Below are 16,222 nucleotides of genomic sequence, written 5' to 3'. Positions count from 1 at the left end.
GCCATTTTACTGGTGATACCGTGAAGGGGAAATCAAGTGAAAAAGGAGCGTTCATAATGAAAGTGAAAGAAAACTACGTCAATGTCATTCCAATGAAAGAAATCCGATCCACTGATGACCTTCTTTTCCCGTTCCCTATTTACAATGATTTACGTGCGCAGGGTGATATTAGATACGATGAGACTAGAAAGTGCTGGGATCTCTTTCGATATGCTGATATCCAGTCCGTTCTGAGGCAGCCAAAAGTGTTCTCATCACAGCGAGGAAGAAGCACGTCTAAAACGAGTATTTTAACAATGGACCCTCCAAAACATACAAAGATGAGAGCCCTCGTGAATAAAGCATTCACGCCAAAAGCGATCAAGCAATTAGAGGAAAAGATCAAAGACCTGACACATGATCTATTAAAACAAGTCAAGGATCAACGTACATTTGATATGGTTCAAGATCTAGCAGCTCCCCTGCCTGTGATGATCATCGCTGAGCTACTCGGTGCAGAGGTAAAGGACAGAGAGCTGATTAAGAAACATTCTGATGCTCTTGTGGCAGGGGCTAAGGATGAATCAGAAGAAGCCATTCAGGCGGTTGTAGACATGCAGAAACGCGCAGAAGAAGAGCTGTCCGTTTATTTTGCTCATTTGATCCAAAAACGAAAAGAAACACCTGCTGATGATTTGATCTCTCTTCTCATTCAAGCGGAAATTGATGGTGAGCGTTTAACGGAAAATGAACTACTTGGCTTTTGTATTCTATTACTCGTTGCTGGTAATGAGACAACGACCAATTTCATCACAAATGCAGTACGACTGCTTACAGAGCAGCCTCATATCGCCGAATCAGTGCGGCAAGATCCTTCTCTTATTCCTCAATTAACAGAGGAAACATTACGCTATTATCCGCCTGTTCAAGCAATTGGGCGAGTTGCAGCAGAGGATGTTGAGATCGCAGGCTCACGTATTGAAAAAGGAGACTACCTCATCAGCTGGGTTGCTTCTGCGAATCGTGATGAACGGAAATTCGAAGATCCTGATACGTTCCGCCTTGACCGGAAATCAAATCCTCATATGAGCTTTGGTTTTGGTATTCACTTTTGTCTTGGTGCACCTCTTGCCCGGCTTGAGTGTAATATTGCGCTTGATATTTTACTCCATACGTTTCAGGAGATCACCTGTGCAGCAGATAGGCTAAACCCAATTCAAAGCACGTTTGTTTTTGGGGTAAAAGAATTCCCAGTACAGGTTACCCGATGTTAAAAGTCCCTTTAGGGGCCTTTTTTCATTTTCTTCAATTCATCATCTCTTTCTTACCTTCCATCTCCGAACATGCTAAAATATAGTCCATACAAAGCGATAACGGAATGCAGAAAGGAAGCCAAAAACTCATGACCGATTATACAGCAATGAAAGACGGAATATTCAAATCAGTTTGTTCGTTAGATTGCCCGGATCAGTGCGGTCTTTTAATACATAAAGAAAACGGAAAGATCGTGAAAGTTCAGGGAGATCCAGACCATCCTGTGACACAAGGAAACATATGCAACAAAGTGCGAAATGTCACAGCCCGCTTATATGATGAAAAACGACTGACGACTCCTTTAAAACGTGTTGGCCGAAAAGGAGACGGCCAGTTTGCGCCGATTACGTGGGAAGAAGCCATTGAAACCATTCGGCAAAAATGGACAAAGCTGATCGAAGAAAAAGGTGCAGAAAGTATTTTACCTTACAGCTTCTATGGAAACATGGGCAATCTTAATGCAGAGGGAATGGACCGCCGCTTTTTCTATCGTCTTGGTTCAAGTCAGTTGGATCGAACCATCTGTCAGTCAGCTGGAACGACTGGCTATAAATATACAATGGGCGCAAGCATTGGGACAGATCCAGAAGACACCATTCATACAAAACTATTTATCTTTTGGGGCATCAATGCTGTGTCGACCAATATGCACCAAATTACCTTGGCTCAAAAAGCTCGAAAGCAAGGGGCAAAGATTGTTGTCATTGATGTTCACAAAAATCAAACCGGCCGGATGGCAGATTGGTTCATCCCGCTTCGACCTGGTACTGACAGTGCGCTTGCACTTGGCATCATGCATGTCCTTTTTGAAGAGGAGCGTACAGATGCTTCATTTTTAGAGACATACACGGTCGGCCACAAGGAGCTTCGCGAGCATGTGAAGCAGTATGATCCAGAAACTGTTGAGCACATCACGGGTGTCCCTAAAAACGATATCATCGCACTTGCAAGAATGTATGCAGAGACATCACCATCTCTAATTCGCATTGGCAATGGTTTGCAGCATCATGATAATGGCGGGATGAGTATTCGAACCATCGCCTGCCTCCCTGCCCTGACTGGTCAATGGCTGCACAAAGGCGGCGGTGCGATGAAATCGAACTCTTCTTTTCTCAGCTATAATGAAACAGCTCTTCAGCGGCCGGATCTATTAAAGGAACGCTCGCCTAGAACATTTAATATGAATCAGCTAGGCAGTGTGCTGACGAATGCAAAGCCTTCCGTAGATTCACTTTTCGTCTACTCTTGCAACCCAGCCGTCGTAACACCTGAAGCAAATAAAGTAAGAGAAGGTTTGCTGAGAGAGGACTTATTTACAGTTGTTCATGACTTGTTCCTTACAGAGACAGCCGCATATGCAGACATTGTTCTGCCGGCGACATCTGCCTTTGAAAACGAGGATTTCTATACATCGTACTGGCATCATTATATTCAAATTCAAGAGCCAGTCATTGAACGCTATGGAGAAAGCAAATCAAACACTGAAGTATTTCGCCTTTTGGCTCGTGCCATGGGCTTTGAAGATGACGCCTTCCGCGAGACAGATGCGGAACTCATGGAACAAGCCCTTCATCACCCGGAAAACCCGCATTATGAAAACATTTCATATGAAGCATTAAAAGAAAAAAAGTGGATTAAAGCAAAACGAGGGGCTTTCCAAGACTTAAAGCTTCCTACCCCAAGCGGGAAAATTGAGCTTTACTCTGAACAAATGAAGCAAGACGGATATCCAGCACTTCCAACCTATGTACCCCTTTATCAGGAAAGTGATTATCCGCTTACCTTTATACCGGGGCCGAACCATAATTTTCTTAATTCCACCTTCTCACTTCATGAAAAGCATCAAAAGCTTGAGAAATTTCCGAAGCTTCATATGAATGAACAAGATGCAAAAGAGAGAAAGATTGAAGATGGTGATATGGTGCGTGTGCTGAATGATCGGGGAGAATGTGAGCTTGTCGTTTCAGTCGGTCACAATGTGTTATCTGGCGTTGTGGTCAGTCAAGGATTATGGGCGGATCAAAAAGGCAAAAAGCATTTGGTCAATGGATTAACACCTGATCGTTTGGCAGATATGGGCGGCGGTGCCACGTTCTTTTCTGGCAGAGTCGAGGTTGAAAAATTATCATAGAAAGGGGAAAAGCCAGCAACGAGACTGCTGGCTTTTCTTTATGATCTTTTTTATCGTCCAATAAACAGTTGATTGGTCATCACATTCGCACTTCCATTGCTTCGGTAGCCTTCTACAGTTAATGCTGTTTCATACATTTTTCCCATTGGCATCCCTAAGCTTTCCCATTTTTTAAAATGCTGACTGACGGATACAGTCCCGCTTGTACGTTTTGTTTGACGTACACTCCAATATTGCTTAAAGGTCGCAATCCCAATAATGGAAGGCTGATTGACGCGGGTTGTTTCATAAATGTCATATGTGCCTCCATCTACAGTAAATGTTCCTTTATGTGTTCCTGTTGGACGATACGTGCCCCATGAATCAACAATGTAGTATTCAGCTAGTGGAGATTGTGTCCAGCCATAGACACATAAATACGAATTTCCGCCTGGGTTAAAGTTTGCGTTGTAATTGATGGAAATGTTGCCAAGCTGATGATGAGTTTTAGTGGAATCAAACTTCTTTCCTTTTCGGAACAAAGCATTTCCGATATTGTTCCATTGCGCGCTAAATGCCCCGCCATTATTGAGTGTCATCGATGTATTTCCATGATCCTTCCATAATTCATAATCGTAGCCACTATGGTTACCCATTTGATTATTGGTAATCGTCATTGCATGAGCTGGTACAGCAGTCAGTATAAGCGTCAGTCCAATGCACATCACAAACAATAGCCTCAACCTTTTGAAATTCATTCTTTATTCCTCCCTTTTTTCATCCTTATTGTTCTGTCATCCCTAAGATGAAACGAGCCCATCACCTCCTTTCATGTAACGACTCTTTGCTAGATGGAACGATACTGCTTTAAACCGACATGTATGTCTCTTGTTTTTGTATAAATGCTTTGATACAAACGAAATAGATGAGCATAGACATCAACACGCTGCTGACTTGGCTCATATACGGCCGCTTGATGGATAAACTGATCAGCGCATGCTTCAAGTGATGGATACCATCCGCAGCCAACCGCTGCAAGCATCGCTGCACCTAAAGCAGGCCCTTGTTCATTTTCTAACTGGATGACCGCCGCCTGAAAAATATCTGCCTGCATTTGAAGCCATGTTTGACTTCTCGCACCGCCGCCAATGGACACAATAGAATCTATTCTTTTTCCTGCCTGCCGGAATAAAGCAATTGATTCATTTAACGAGAAGGTGATTCCCTCTAGCACAGCTCTGACCATATGCGCCCTTTCATGCCTGCTGTCTAATCCAATCAAGCTTCCGCGAATGATTGAATCCGCATATGGCGTTCTTTCTCCAACTAAATAAGGGGTAAAGAGCAAACCATTCGCTCCTGGCGCTACATCAGCCACACCCTCTAAAAGCGCTTGGAACGATTCTTCTGGAGCCAGTAAGGATTTTGTCCACTCAAGGCTATATCCTGCTGAAAGAGTGACACCCATTGTATAAAAAGCGTCTTTTTTTGCATGATGAAACAAATGCAAGTTTCCTTGCAGCTCTCTTTCATGGTCCTCTTCGTAGGAGAGAATGACACCGGATGTGCCAATGCTGCATAACGTGTGACCGGATGACAAAATGCCAGCACCGATTGCCCCGCACGCATTATCTGCTCCCCCTGCAAAGACTTTCGCACCTTCTTTGATCCCAGTCTCCCGTGCAACTTGAGGCAAAAGTGTACCGACCTCCGCATCTGATGAGACAAGCGGCGGGCAAATATGAGGAGGAATATCAAATGCCTGACAAATCTCCTTACTCCACGTCTGTTCTCCGATATCTAACAGTAAAGTGCCAGCCGCATCGGAATAATCAATATGAATAGCGCCGGTTAATCGAAATCTGACATAATCCTTCGGGAGTAAAAACATGTCTATTTGTTGATCAATATCTGGTTCATGTTTCTTTACCCACAATAATTTTGGCAGTGTGAATCCTTCTAACGCCTGGTTTTTAGTGATCTTTTGCAGCCGGTCCCCTAGCTTTTTTGTGATGTGTGTACATTGCGCTGTCGTTCTTGTATCATTCCACAAGATTGCGGGGCGGAGCACTTGGTGTGATTCATCTAATAAAACTAAACCATGCATCTGTCCAGAAAAGCTGATGCTTTCTACTCGCCTTGAATGAACAGGCTGCCTCGCCATGAGTTCTCTCATTGCAGCAATCGTCTGCTCTATCCAATCCTCAGGATGCTGCTCACAATATCCAGGTTTGTCTTGAATGAGGCGGTAAGGCTTAGAGGCTTCGCAGCACACCTTTCCGCTCTCATCTACTAATATCGCTTTGACTCCGCTCGTTCCAAGATCAATTCCCATCACATACTTCATGTCTTTTCACTCCTTCAAAACAGGTCCGCCTATTCAATTAATCTTCTAACAAGTATTGATTCAATCGTGCTTTCAGCTGTTCCTCTCTTCCCGATTCGTTTCTGATGAAAGGATGCGTCAAAGCATACTCTTCTAATGTATGAAAGTTTGCTTTCCCTTCTGAAATGTTGCGTCCAATTCCTTCAGAAAAGCTGCGGTACCGGTGCTTGATCACATCTTCAAACACACGATCTTCGATGAGTCTATGAGCCACCCGCAGCCCTTTTGCGAACGCATCCATTCCCGCAATATGGGCATACAAAATATCTTCAAGTTCAAAGGAGGCTCTTCTGACCTTTGCATCAAAATTGAGACCCCCAGTTCCAAGTCCGCCATTTTGCAGAATTTCATACATGGCCAGTGTTGCGGCATATAAATCGGTTGGGAATTCATCAGTGTCCCAGCCTAGAAGCGAATTGCCTTGGTTCGCATCAACAGACCCGAGCAGTCCATGAATTCTTGCTACACGTAATTCATGCTCAAATGTATGACCAGCTAGCGTTGCATGATTGGCCTCGATATTTAATTTAAAATGTGAATCTAATCCGTATTGCTTTAAAAAGGCGATAGATGTCGCTGCATCTGAGTCATATTGATGGGTTGTCGGCTCCTTTGGCTTTGGCTCAATTAAAAATTGACCGGTGTACCCAATTTCTTTTGCATAATCAACAGCCATGTGCAAAAATGTCGCCATGTGGTCAAGCTCTCTTTTCATATCTGTATTCAGCAGTGTGTCGTAACCTTCTCGTCCTCCCCAGAAAACGTAATTTTCTGCACCGAGTTCTTTTGCGGTTTCAATTCCTTTCTTGACTTGCGCGGCCGCATAGGCAAATACATCTGCATGACAAGATGTCGCTGCGCCGTGTACAAACCGGGGATGCTTGAACATGTTGGCAGTGTTCCACAGCAGTTTCACCCCGCTTTGCTGCATGTAATCTTTCATCCTTTCTAAAATGATGTCTAACTGTTGGTTCGTCTCTTGAAGCGTGTCTCCCTCTGGTGCAATATCACGGTCATGGAATGAAAAATATGGAACCTCCAATAGGTCAAAAAGCTGAAAAGCCACTTCTAATCTAGCTTTCGCCAAATCCATTCCGCTATAGGAGTCCCAGGCTCTCTGCATGGTGCCCGTTCCAAACATGTCTGTTCCATCAGCAGTTAATGTGTGCCAATAAGCGACTGAGAAACGCAGGTGGTCTTTCATTGTTTTTCCGCCAATCATTTCGTTCGGATCATAATATTTAAAAGCAAGTGGGTTTTTTGATTGTTTTCCTTCATATTGAATTTTGCCAATCGCCTCTAAACTGCGTAAGGATTTCATATTTGATTTGACCATTCTTGATTCCTCCTATGAATTCACTTTGTAAGTCCATCCAACAAACTAACTATGAATTTGTCATCAAATCTCTTTGGATTTTCCATATTTTTTAGTTTTTTAGAAATATTTTCGTTATAATAAAGTTAAAATCATACTTCTCATGAAATACATTCGTAAAAAAGTACCTTTTTTCAACTTAATCTAAAGACAAAACAAATGGAGTGGATAACGTGGATATCGCTGATCAGAACTTTGTGAAAAAAATAAATCAAAAGCTATTGCTAAAAGAAATCCTCCATCATGCGCCAATCTCTAGAGCGAAATTATCTGAACGCACTGGTTTAAATAAATCAACTGTTTCTTCTCAAGTGAGTACGTTAATGAAAGAACATCTCGTCTATGAAATCGGTCAAGGTGAATCTAGCGGCGGGAGAAGACCTGTTTTACTCATGTTTAATAAACGTGCAGGATACTCAATCGGCATTGATGTTGGTGTGGATTATGTAAACGGCATTTTAACAGACCTTGAAGGATCTATTATCCATGAAGAGCAGCTCAAGCTCCCATCAAGCTCTCCTGATGTAACCATACGCATATTAATTGAATTGATTCAACAGTTGATCGCACAAATCCCCTCTTCCCCATACGGGCTTATTGGCATTGGCCTTTGTATACCTGGGTTAGTGGATGCAGATGAACAAATCGTGTTTACACCTCATTCAAAATGGAAAAATGTTGACCTGAAAACAACGCTCCAAGATACCTTCCAAGTACCGGTCTTCATTGAAAATGAAGCAAATGCCGGTGCATATGGCGAAAAAATATTTGGTGCCGCAAAACACTATGACCACCTGATTTATGCAAGCATCGGCACTGGAATTGGAATCGGTATCATTCTCAATCATCATTTATATAGAGGCGCATACGGTTTTTCTGGTGAAATGGGACATATGACGATCGACTTTAATGGACCAACATGCAGCTGTGGAAACCGTGGATGCTGGGAGCTGTATGCATCTGAGAAAGCATTGTTTCAGTCACTTCAAACAAATGACCAGCACGTATCCTATCAAGACATTGAACAGCTGGCAAAGTTAAATGATATGAAAACACTCAATGCCTTGCGCAACTTTGGCTTTTATCTTGGCGTGGGTCTCACAAACGTCCTGCACACCTTTAACCCGCAAGCCGTTATTTTACGAAACAAGGTCATTGAATCACAGCCAGCGGTTCTGAGTGTCATTCAAGATGAGGTATCCTCTAGAATGGATGCACAATTCAGTTCACGTGTTGAGCTGCTCCCTTCATCATTAGGGCACAACGCACCGGCGTTAGGGATGACATCTCTTGTCACTGAAGCTTTCCTGCATGTTGCTACCCTTTCACAATGAACCGCTAACTGATAAAAAGAGACAACTTTTAGAGCGTTGTCTTTTTTTATTCACCTGTTTCCTCATAGCGAAAATAGTTGAAATCAGCTGACAGACGCTCGCCGCTTGTATCTTGGCACTGCATGCCGACAAATGCCCCTGTAAAAAATCCCCCTCCGCGAATGAAATCATCGGATAAATGGCTTGATTCAAACGGCACATCAATCTCCTCCCACTCTTGTTGGTCAAAAGAATAAGAATATTTGTACGTCTCTTTCTGAACGGTCACTTTTAAATACACATACGTGACCTCGTCTGGAATGACGATTTTATTTGTCAACGGCTGAGAAAAGGTCAGATTTTCGCAGACGGATAATTCAAGGATACGGCCAAGCTCCTCGTCATATGTTACCTGAAGCGCTGTCCAGTTTTCCGTATTATAATAATTCACAAGACCAGCGGCTTGCTGAAAATTTTTTGGAAAGAATGAAACAGCTGTCTCAGCTTCAAAATAAAAACTTTGCCAGCGCCTTGCAACAAACGCTTGGGTAAATTTAGACGTAAGAGACTCCTGACCGTATAGCCTTAAATGATGAGGGTTCTCCGTCAATGAACCAATCTGATCAGTAAAAGGGATTCTTAATGTTTGGAAATGTCTATTTAACGCTGATTCTTTAAATTCATCGACTGTATGGTGCGTTGGAGAGAAGACTTTTTCACTTATTGCTGGCGCTTCAACCTCCAGTGCTCCTTCTTTTCCGCCCACCACATAAGGCCAGCCATCTTTCCATTCGAGCTTTTGAATCGCTGTCTCTCTTCCTAAAGGACACCAACCTCTTTGTTGAAAAATAGATTCCTTATTTGATTGAATCGGACGGCCCGTGAGATGAGCCAAGTACCATTCATTTGTATGCGTATGAACAATTGAGGCATGCCCGCATTTTTGAAGCGGATGGCTAGGCGCATGGAAAGCACTTAAGATCGGGTTATCAGGATGAACCTCATAAGGCCCTTCAATATGCGAGGACCGGGCAATCGTGGCCGCATGCTCGTACCGGGTGCCCCCTTCTGCCGTTAATAAATAATAGTAATCACCAATGTGATAAAGATGCGGGGCTTCCGTCAGTTTAATAGACGTGCCTTTAAAAATGATCTTCCGCTGACCGATCAGTTTCTTTTCAGGCACACTGTATTCCTGCAAGGCAATACCTGCAAAGGAATGGTGCTTTTCTCTATGATCCCACAGCATATTTAATACGTATTTCTTCCCGCTTTGATCATGGAATAAAGACGGATCAAATCCAGAGCTATTGAGCCGAATCGGTTCGCTCCACTCGCCATCGACTTCGCTTGCCGTGACCAAATAATTATGACCATCCTTAAACGGACCATCCACTACTTTAATATCTGAATAGATGAGCCAAAACTGGCCATCGGCATAGCTTAAGCACGGTGCCCATACCCCTCCTGAATCGGGATTTCCTTTCATGTCTAGTTGAGATGTTTTTTGCAAAGGGCGCGCGGCGAGCCGCCAATGGACAAGATCCTTCGAATGATAAATTTGAACCCCTGGAAACCATTCAAATGTAGAGACCGCAATGTAATAATCGTCTCCTACGCGGCAAATACTCGGGTCCGGATGAAACCCTTTTAGCACTGGGTTGGTAATCTTCATTGATCTCCCTCCTCTTTCAATGATCTACATTTTAAAATCGTCAATATGATCGACATACACCTGATCCCTATTCTCTAGCTCCCTCACGACTTTTTGATGTTTTTCTTCATCCAGGTTATAAAAATTAATATCAATCATCGCTAAAATAAGCAAGCATACAGGAATAACCGTTGTAGTGATTAAAATGCCAAGTAATGCTTCTGGTGTTTGCATTTGGTTCGCTACATAGCCAAACCGGTCGAGTACAAGACCTGGAACGATCCCGCCTAATGCCATGCCAAATTTAAAGAAGAATCCAATCACTGCGTAGATGAGCCCGCCCATCCTTTTCCCTGTTTTATATTCGCCATATTCAACAGTTTCAGGAATGAGCGCCCACATGTAAGCACCTGCTGTAATACTCCCAGCAGCAGCGACGAGTCTGAAAAGAAGAATCAGAACAATTTGACTCGGCGGTATCACAAGTAGAGCAAGAAGACCTACGATATTCAGCAATAATGAATAATTCAGCAGTTTTTTCTTTCCTAACAGCTTGTGTAGCCGCGGAATAAACGGCAGCACCATTAAAGCTGGCAGGCTGCCAATGAGTCCGTACCACTTCACTAAATCTTCTCTGCCAAGGTTATATGTCACATAATAAATTCCTACTGAGTTGCTGATCGAGTTCACGCCAAAAATAATGATAAAGAAAATACTTAACACAACAAGCGGACGATTCACTCGTAACTGGACAAAGATATCGCTGAATTTAATCTTTTCCTCAGGCTTTTGAAGCATGACGCGTTCATTCGTGCTTTTAAAACAGAAAATAAGTAATGCGCCGCCAAGAACGCCGAGAAATGCCATCGTCATCTGCCAGCCAAGTGCTGTATTTCCTGTTGTATCGCCTAATAAAGTCGCAAGAAAAGGAACAAAAAAAGCAACAACCAAACCGCCGAGATTTGCAAAAACCATACGAACAGACGTAATGCTGACAACCTCTTGGTTATTTCTTGTCATTGCGGATGTTAAAGCCCCATAAGGAACGTTGATGAACGTGTATGTAAGCGATAAACCGACATACGTGATGTAGGCATAAATAAGTTTGCCCATAGCGGAAAAGTCAGGTGTCGTAAAGCAAAGGATTGCGAGTACCACAAAGGGAAACGCACCGAATAACAAGTAAGGTCTGAAGCGGCCAAAACGGCTGTTCGTTCGATCAACCATTGCCCCAATAAAAGGATCTGCAAGCGCATCGATGGCGCGAACAACCAAAAACATCGTCCCTGCTGCTGCCGCTGATAAACCATATACATCTGTATAAAAAAATAATAGATACGTAGAGACAGTTGCATAAATTAAATTACATGCGAAATCTCCTGAAGCATATCCCACTTTTTCAGACATACGAATCTTCTTTAAATTCTCACTAACCATGAACTTTCTCCCTTCTTTACTTAGCCTCTTCTAACGAACAGATGGTGCAGGGCAGCAGCAATCAATACATAAAATATAAAGCGCTTTCAATTCGTTGCAAAAATGAAGCTGAATCTCTCAACCATTCAGCTTAGCCCACATACGCAGTCAATCATTTGAATGATGGAATCATCCCCTATAGTGAACGGATAAACTGGTGATCCTCATCTTAGTTTATTGACTAAACAAACTAAGATGAATTCATTTTATAAAATCTGATCTGACTTTTCAATCTTTTTTGAAAAAATAATCCAAATAATTGATATCTTGTCATTTTTTCTTTCATATGAGGTTCAATATCCTCTAAAATGACGACAAATGAAGAGAGAAATCATTTAATGGTTGCATTCAAGCTCATCCCATGCTATATTAATCAAGCGATGAGCTGAATTGTGTAAGTCGGGTAACATGTCTCTTTGAGACACACACGAATGTGGCGTGTGGTTATTCCGCCTCAATACGCAAAAGACATCTTCTGTTGAAGATGTCTTTTTTCTTATCCTATTTTCGTCCCATTTTCAACCGGCTCATCTGTGGCAAGCAAAACAACGTCTTCTTTTGACGGCATGCCTCCTAAGACAAGCACTTCTGATTTGAATCCTGCAATTCTTCTTGGCGGGAAATTGACGACTGCCACGATTTGTTTGCCGATCAGATTCTCAGCGGTATAACGTTTTGTCAGCTGTGCACTAGATTGCTTTAGACCAATTTCGTCACCAAAATCAATCTTTAGTTTCAGTGCAGGTACTCTGGCTTCTGCAAAAAATTCTGCTTCTATTATTGTCCCAACACGCATATCTAAGGCCAAAAACTGTTCAATATCTGCCATATGAATCTCTCCTCTTCCTTTAAAGGTATAAGCACTCAATTCCTCATCTGCTAGATGACCGCTAGTCTCTCGTTGATGTCTTCATTGTAGCACACCCAATTTTTTAAAAAACGGGTTCAAAAAGCCGATTCAGCGCCAACATCACTCACTAGTTTACATAATGAATTTATTGCAGTCTATTAAAATCTTGAAAATGAATTCTGTGAAATGGCAAATAATCCTACTGCTTCCTCTCGAATATTTCAGGGAGGGTTAACACTTGTTTACCTTATCAGATATGTGGTCGTTTTTCGTCATTCTTCCTATCGGTGCCATCCTGCATCAGCTAGGCCATATTGTGGTCGCATGGATGTTTGGGGCAAAGGTTTCTTTTGCGCTTGGCAGAGGCAAAAAAGGGCTGAAAATAGGTGTAGTTGAAATTAGACGAATCTATTTTCTAGCTGCATTTTGCCATTATGAAGAATTGAGGAAAAATAACCCCATTTGTCGCACATTCTTGTCTACTTAGGCGGATCATTATGCAACCTGCTCAGTGTTCTCATATTGAATACAATGATCGCCAATGATTTCCTGCCAGAACATCAATTTTTCTATCAATTTGCTTACTTCTCAGTTTACTATGTATTTTTTGCGCTGCTGCCAGTACAGTATGCAGATCATCATCCGAGTGACGGGCAAGCGATTGTGAACATCATTCGGCACGGTGAACCATGTGACATCATTGACTAAAATAGATGACTTTCGCTGTCAATATGATACTGAATCGTTAAAAAAGGAATACCGAACAGCTTCATTTGATGAACCGCTGTGAGACTTTCTTCTGTCTCCGGTTTCATATGAAAGCTCTCTTCCATAGGCAGTTTCATGGTGATAAAAGGCGTATGCAAATACAATCCTTCGTCACCAGTACTGCCTTTTCGACATTTGCTTTTTAATAGAAAGTCTTCCTGCTCATTAAAAGGTTTTAAAATGGCGGTAAGCTGTGAATACGGAAGCGGCAGAGCAATATTCATATAACCCGCATCTGCATTGTGATGATGAGCATAAAGCGCAAAAAAGACTTGCTCACCTTTCTCGTTGTGACGAATCCACGCACGCACATTCTCTCTTTCTTCCTTAGGGTGTTGAAATCTGCAAAGACTTCCCGGCATTTCATACGGAATACGAGACGACCCCAAATATAGCTGACCTATTTTTTTAAAAGCTGGTTGAAGTAAAAAGACAAAAGGCCTCACCCACCAATGAAAATTGACTGCTGCTTTTAACGTAAATTGCATGGGGTCCTCATAAAACCTGCGAATAACAGGTGACACCCTTTCAGCTGAAAACGTCTTTCCATTTAATTCTTCAAGCGAATCTACTAAACCCATCTTCTCGCTATCATGCATGCTTTCATTTTGAAAAGACATCAACTGAAAACGACCGTGAACCCTCGAAATCGGAAAATCCTTCTTGTTCAATCGATCAGCCATCCAATCAGACCTGGTAAAATAACAAAACATGCGTTGATACTGCCATGGAACCAAATCATTTGATCAATGCTTATGTAGGTCACGCGCATGAGCATGCCAGCAGAATAAAGAAGAGATAAAACAATGGTCCCCATTAACATACAGCTAGAAAACACAACCAGCCCTTTTGCCGCAGTTGAACGAAACCCTGTTTTCATACAAAGGATTCCATACACGTAGAGTGCGATCACATAAAGAATGACGCTGAACGTATCAAATAGACGGGAGAAGCTAATCCCAACAGCAATCATCACGGGTGCCAGCAAAATGACCCAGCCACTTGCTTTGTATAAAAGCGTCTCTGTTATCCGCTGCCTCCCTAATAACCCATAAAAAAGCGGGATAAAAAAAGCGGAGTAATGAAAATGAATAGCAGTCAAAAGAACAATAAGCGGCGAAAATGTCATCACTTGTATATCTGCCGTGTACAGCCAAAACCAAAGCCCACCTAAAGCGATATACATAAACGCACCATCTATCATGAGCTCATGCAGTGGAAAGGTTCCTCTTTTCAGCAAACGAGTTAAACCAAATAAAGCTAGAACCACTGTATAGACAAGCCATCCCGATGCAAACCAAGCAGAATGATAGATAAATGCACCAGTTGCACAGAGAGCAGAAAATGGAAAGGCTTTCATTAAAATGCCGATAAGCAACCCCTTCTGCCGCTTTTTCCCTTCCTGATCGAAAAAGTGTAATACAGCGGGAAGAAAAAACAAAATCGCAAGAAGGACAAAGAATTCTGCTATCGGGCCTGTCAACAAACGGGTAGCGAGAAAACAAGACATGAAGATAATGCTAAAGGTCAAATGCCATTTATTCATCATGAGGCACCCTTTCAGTAAACCGGCCTTTATAGGTAAAAAGAGTTCCAAAAAGGCGATTCTTCACATGCACATCAATTGTATACTTACCTGCATGCTCGTCGTAGCCTTCCATGACATCTGACACACCATATAGCCATGAAGGCAGCGGCAATTCCCGCCCTAACATCAGACATTTTTGCTTACCGGATTGAATGTGCAGGCACCCATTTTCCGTTACTGTAAAATGAAGCTCTGACATAAGAAGTCTAGGTTTTCCAAAGTAGTCTAGTACTTTATGACTCTCCTGATCAATGATCATATCTGCATCAAAATGTCTTTCCCTCTCAGGGAAATAGAACGTACGAAACCAGTGCATTCCTTCCTCTCCCTTGTTTGTCATAAAGGGTTCGTTCACAATTCGAAAGGGAATGTTTTTCCCTCTCTCAGGGAAAAAACAGCGAAACAATGGACCTATTCTGAAGAAAAATCGGATGAGCCTCGTCCCGCCGCCTATTTCCTCCATGATCCCTTCGGCAGTAAACGCGCGGTTGTACCGCTCTTTTAATTTCGGATGCAGCTTATCGTAATCCTTTACTTGGTGATGATGAACGACCATGTCTACCTCCCCTTTTTCGTTTGATCGAAAACACATCTACACAATCTTTTAAATTAATCATTCCGGCAATCGACAAGATGAAAAATGCACTCACCACAAGCGGCTCATGAAGGGTCGTTTCAGGGGATAGGATTCCTATACAAAGCATCATAAGCAGAAAAATGCTTTGTAGAATGAAGACATATTTCTTTGATAGCTTAGGAACCAGCCATGAAACGCCTAAAAGACCATAAAACAATCGAAACCCGGTGCTATGATCAAAAGCAGAATGTGAAAAAGGAATGATCGCTTGGCATAGCCAGACGATGGCAAATAGCAAACAAATCCCGTAATGGGCAAGTGTTCTCTCTAACAGCAAACGGGGATGTGTTCCCTTTTCAAGCCACGTCTTTAATGCGCCAAAACTAAAGGCGGTCATAAAGCCCATCATCGGCCGAAAAAAGAATCGGTCTGCCCATTTCCACCCTTTTCCTTCTTTCGTTTCATAATCAAATTGAGTTTGAAACACAATGTGATCGTTCGTTTTCCTGTACTTCCAATAGCCGCCACCTTCTTTAATGAAAGATAAAGGATGTGACGATTTGAATTTGAGCGAGGACGCTCTTTCATTGCGCTCATCCATCATTCTTGTTCGATACGCTCCTGTCCCTGTCACGCTTATACCGAATCCAAGATGTTTTTCATACAAGAAGGATTGAGGCTGTTCATCTCTAGGTCCATTTAAAGAAATGGTTGAAAATCGCAAATCCCACTGTTCATGAAGCTTTGGATTTTGCGTATATTCCCATACTTCCTCTATAGGTGCATGAATGGTTGTTTCCACATAAACAGGCTTTCTTTTCATCTGCCTCTA

General features: G+C 42.4%; 11 protein-coding genes and 2 pseudogenes. 4 read left to right on the top strand and 9 right to left on the bottom strand.

From position 1 onward, the window contains the following. The first annotated feature begins 56 nt into the window (after nucleotides 1-56). Both ACSLGF_RS09935 and ACSLGF_RS09930 read left to right on the top strand, forming a co-directional pair. Entirely contained in the window at nucleotides 57-1,253 is a 1,197-nt protein-coding gene (locus ACSLGF_RS09935; protein ID WP_456004871.1) for a cytochrome P450, read from the top strand. A gap of 128 nt (nucleotides 1,254-1,381) precedes the next feature. After that, entirely contained in the window at nucleotides 1,382-3,424 is a 2,043-nt protein-coding gene (locus ACSLGF_RS09930) for a molybdopterin oxidoreductase family protein (RefSeq protein WP_456004869.1), read from the top strand. Between the two features lie 50 nt (nucleotides 3,425-3,474). Here the strand turns inward: ACSLGF_RS09930 and ACSLGF_RS09925 are convergent, their stop codons facing one another. The 3 genes from ACSLGF_RS09925 to xylA all read right to left on the bottom strand — a co-directional run bounded on the left by ACSLGF_RS09925 (nucleotide 3,475) and on the right by xylA (nucleotide 7,125). Continuing rightward, nucleotides 3,475-4,161: a glycoside hydrolase family 11 protein gene (locus ACSLGF_RS09925; protein ID WP_456004867.1), complete on the bottom strand. Its 687-nt coding sequence runs from the start codon at nucleotides 4,159-4,161 to the stop codon at nucleotides 3,475-3,477. 89 nt (nucleotides 4,162-4,250) lie between these two features. Continuing rightward, complete coding sequence (gene xylB / locus ACSLGF_RS09920) at nucleotides 4,251-5,750, bottom strand: xylulokinase (RefSeq protein ID WP_456004865.1); 1,500 nt, start codon at nucleotides 5,748-5,750, stop codon at nucleotides 4,251-4,253. Between the two features lie 37 nt (nucleotides 5,751-5,787). Beyond that, a complete protein-coding gene (gene xylA, locus ACSLGF_RS09915; RefSeq protein WP_456004863.1) occupies nucleotides 5,788-7,125 on the bottom strand; it encodes a xylose isomerase in 1,338 nt (445 codons plus the stop codon). A gap of 212 nt (nucleotides 7,126-7,337) precedes the next feature. On the opposite strand from xylA, the gene xylR reads away from it, so the two are divergent. Further along, nucleotides 7,338-8,498, top strand: a complete 1,161-nt coding sequence (gene xylR / locus ACSLGF_RS09910) for a transcriptional repressor XylR (RefSeq protein ID WP_456004861.1) — start codon at nucleotides 7,338-7,340, stop codon at nucleotides 8,496-8,498. 46 nt (nucleotides 8,499-8,544) lie between these two features. Here the strand turns inward: xylR and ACSLGF_RS09905 are convergent, their stop codons facing one another. The 3 genes from ACSLGF_RS09905 to csaA all read right to left on the bottom strand — a co-directional run bounded on the left by ACSLGF_RS09905 (nucleotide 8,545) and on the right by csaA (nucleotide 12,436). Continuing rightward, the gene (locus ACSLGF_RS09905) at nucleotides 8,545-10,152 is read right to left on the bottom strand and encodes a glycoside hydrolase family 43 protein (protein ID WP_456004858.1); all 1,608 of its coding nucleotides are present in this window, start codon (nucleotides 10,150-10,152) and stop codon (nucleotides 8,545-8,547) included. A gap of 24 nt (nucleotides 10,153-10,176) precedes the next feature. Continuing rightward, nucleotides 10,177-11,568, bottom strand: a complete 1,392-nt coding sequence (locus ACSLGF_RS09900; protein WP_456004856.1) for an MFS transporter — start codon at nucleotides 11,566-11,568, stop codon at nucleotides 10,177-10,179. 535 nt (nucleotides 11,569-12,103) lie between these two features. After that, entirely contained in the window at nucleotides 12,104-12,436 is a 333-nt protein-coding gene (csaA, locus tag ACSLGF_RS09895; protein ID WP_456004854.1) for a chaperone CsaA, read from the bottom strand. A gap of 259 nt (nucleotides 12,437-12,695) precedes the next feature. On the opposite strand from csaA, the pseudogene ACSLGF_RS09890 reads away from it, so the two are divergent. Continuing rightward, nucleotides 12,696-13,165 (top strand): annotated as a pseudogene (locus ACSLGF_RS09890) (hypothetical protein). Here ACSLGF_RS09890 and ACSLGF_RS09885 read toward each other — a convergent pair. The 3 genes and pseudogenes from ACSLGF_RS09885 to ACSLGF_RS09875 all read right to left on the bottom strand — a co-directional run bounded on the left by ACSLGF_RS09885 (nucleotide 13,162) and on the right by ACSLGF_RS09875 (nucleotide 16,213). Next, nucleotides 13,162-14,771: pseudogene (locus ACSLGF_RS09885) on the bottom strand (YndJ family protein). The pseudogenes ACSLGF_RS09890 and ACSLGF_RS09885 sit on opposite strands and share 4 nt — an antisense overlap. Continuing rightward, complete coding sequence (locus tag ACSLGF_RS09880; RefSeq protein ID WP_456004851.1) at nucleotides 14,764-15,369, bottom strand: DUF4166 domain-containing protein; 606 nt, start codon at nucleotides 15,367-15,369, stop codon at nucleotides 14,764-14,766. The pseudogene ACSLGF_RS09885 and the gene ACSLGF_RS09880 overlap by 8 nt, the downstream one beginning before the upstream one ends. After that, nucleotides 15,332-16,213: a hypothetical protein gene (locus ACSLGF_RS09875; protein WP_456004848.1), complete on the bottom strand. Its 882-nt coding sequence runs from the start codon at nucleotides 16,211-16,213 to the stop codon at nucleotides 15,332-15,334. Before ACSLGF_RS09875 ends, ACSLGF_RS09880 begins: the two co-directional genes overlap by 38 nt. Nucleotides 16,214-16,222: the final 9 nt, after the last annotated feature.

The organism is Bacillus sp. A015 (genome assembly GCF_053851875.1).
The sequence above is the reverse complement of the archived record's forward strand: the minus strand, read 5'-3'. Positions and strand labels throughout refer to the sequence as shown.